Source organism: Streptomyces sp. NPDC055078, assembly GCF_053607985.1.
The window spans coordinates 1-1,795 of sequence record NZ_JBSGUP010001032.1; the positions used below are offsets into that span (position 1 = coordinate 1).

The following is a 1,795-nucleotide window of genomic DNA, read 5'->3' on the forward strand; positions in this document are numbered from 1 at the left end:
AGGGTGGCACCGGTGACCGTGAACGTGACGGGCACGGTCACCGTGAGGTTGTCGCCCTTGCGGCCGAAGACCGGATGGGCGTCGGCATCAAGTCGCTCCTCGAACCGCTGAAACGATACGCCGAACTCGCCGAAGCCCTCGGCGCCGACCTCAAGGCCGCCAAGGTCACCGAGGCGAAGGCCCGCTTCGACAAGGCCGAGGCCACCCTCCGCAAGGCCGCCGAGGGCAACCGCGGCCTCAAGGTCCTCGCCATGACCGGCGACGCCCAGCAGATGTACGTCGCCGTCCCCGACTCGTACTGCGACCTGAACTACTTCAAGGATCTCGGCATCGAGTTCATCGAGGGCAAGAAGAGCGACGAATGGGGATTCTGGGAGTTCCTCAGCTGGGAGAACGCCGACAAGTACCACGCCGATCTCATCATGATCGACAACCGTTCCAGCGCCCTGCCCGCCCGCGAACTGGCGAAGAAGCCCACCTGGGGCCGGCTCCCCGCGGTCAAGGCCGGCCAGACCGTCCCCTGGGCGATGGAGGAGCGCTACAGCTACGCCGGGTTCGCGCCCGTCCTCGAACAGCTCGCCGCCGCCGTCACCGAGGCGAAGAGGCTCACCCCATGAGCAACGCCCCCTACCACTACTTCTCCGCCCGCGTCCTGCGCAGCGAACGCCTCACCCCCGCCATGATCCGGGTCGCCTTCGGCGGCGACGACATCGCCCGGATGGCCACCGCGGGCCGCGACCAGCGCATCAAGCTCTTCTTCCCCCAGCCGGGCGAAACCGCCCCGGTCACGCCGGACACGGCACAGGACGACTGGTACGCGGCCTGGCGCGCCCTCGACCCCGGCGTCCGCGGCATCATGCGCACCTACACCGTCCGCGAACTGCGCCGCGACCCCCACGAGCTGATCGTCGACTTCGCGGCCCACGACGGCCCGGGACCCGCCTCACGCTGGGTGCGCGACGCCGGACCCGGCGCCCGCGTCGGCGTTCTCGCCCCCATCGGCGAGGAGAACGGCGGATACGACTTCCGGCCGCCCGATGACACCGACTGGGTCCTGCTGACCGGCGACGAATCCGCGCTCCCCGCCGTCGCGGGCATCCTCGAAACCCTGCCGCCGTCCCTGCCCACCCGGGTCTGGATCGAACTCCACGACCTCGCCGACCGGCAGGACCTGCCCACCGAGGCCGACGCCCGGATCACCTGGCTGACCGGGGAGGGCGCGACCACGGACGCCATCCGCACCGCCGAACTGCCGCCGGGCCGCCCGTACGCCTGGATCGCCGGCCAGTCGACCACGGTCAAAGCGGTCCGCCGCCATCTGGTCGGCGAACGCGGCATCGACCGCCGAAGGGTGAAGTTCACGGGCTACTGGCGCAAGGGGGCATCGGAGGACGACCTCCTCGCCCGTAACCAGTACGCCTGAGCCGCACGCGCGCCCACACTCACACCCACGCCCACCCCACACCTGACGCCAGCGGTAGCCCCCGGCCCCCGGTTCCAGATCCGGTTCCGGCTCCGGATCCGGCTCCGGCTCCGGCTCCGGCTCCGCAGAAGGCGGCTGCCCCCGGCTCCGGTCCGCCCCCGTCCACCGACCCCCTACAGCCCCAGCCTGGCCAGCGCCTTCCCCGCGTCCCGCCCGCACACCCCGGCCCCGGCGTCGGTCCACGCCGCCCCGCACAGCGCCCGCAGCCCGTCCATGGCCGGCCCGTCCCCCTCCAGAACCAGTTCACCCTCCCGTACGGAAGCGGTCCAGCCACCGCACCCGAACACCCCCTCCGCCCCGGACACTTCGGGC

The 1,795-nt window shown here is 71.8% G+C and carries 2 protein-coding genes and 1 pseudogene; 2 read left to right on the forward strand and 1 reads right to left on the reverse strand.

Translation table 11 applies throughout. The annotated features are described in order from the left end of the window. Positions 1 to 74 precede the first annotated feature (74 nt). Positions 75 to 617, forward strand: coding sequence for an ABC transporter substrate-binding protein (locus tag ACWF94_RS39840; protein WP_453500084.1), 543 nt, complete (start codon positions 75 to 77; stop codon positions 615 to 617). Beyond that, positions 614 to 1,423, forward strand: coding sequence for a siderophore-interacting protein (locus tag ACWF94_RS39845; RefSeq protein ID WP_453500082.1), 810 nt, complete (start codon positions 614 to 616; stop codon positions 1,421 to 1,423). Before ACWF94_RS39840 ends, ACWF94_RS39845 begins: the two co-directional genes overlap by 4 nt. Before the next feature lie 173 nt (positions 1,424 to 1,596). Here ACWF94_RS39845 and ACWF94_RS39850 read toward each other — a convergent pair. Further along, a pseudogene (locus ACWF94_RS39850) lies at positions 1,597 to 1,795 on the reverse strand (HAD family hydrolase); the annotation flags it as partial.